This is a genomic window from Janthinobacterium violaceinigrum (assembly GCF_009208555.1).
Classification (GTDB): Bacteria; Pseudomonadota; Gammaproteobacteria; order Burkholderiales; family Burkholderiaceae_D; genus Janthinobacterium; species Janthinobacterium violaceinigrum.
The window spans coordinates 1-346 of sequence record NZ_WFLI01000122.1 but is presented as its reverse complement, the minus strand read 5'-3'; the positions used below and the strand labels follow the sequence as shown (position 1 = coordinate 346).

The 346-nt window shown below is 61.3% G+C and carries 1 protein-coding gene; it reads left to right on the top strand.

Annotation, left to right across the window (positions count from 1 at the left end):
• Nucleotides 1-45: 45 nt before the first annotated feature.
• On the top strand, nucleotides 46-346 hold a 301-nt coding region (locus GCN75_RS28905; protein WP_193317711.1), incomplete at its 3' end, for a hypothetical protein.

Sequence of the window (346 nt, the reverse complement as noted above, 5' to 3'; positions counted from 1 at the left end):
ATCGCCATCACGGCAACTACTGGTGATGTACAGACTAACAAGGCGGTGATTTCCGCCAGCAATCTGCTGGCCATCACCGCCAACGCAAATAACGCCCAGTCACTGGTAAATAACCAGGGCCAGCTGGTGGCCGGCCAGCTGCAGATGAACGTGGCCAACCTGAACAACGCCAGCGGCGAGATCGTGCAGACGGGCACGGGCGACACCGTCATCACGACAGGCAAGTTGGACAACACGGCGGGCCGCGTCGCGGCCAACAGCGCGAACCTGGCCTTGAATGCGACGGTGCTGACGAACATCAATGGCAAGCTGGAGCATGCAGGCGCGGGCGTGCTGGCCATCAACG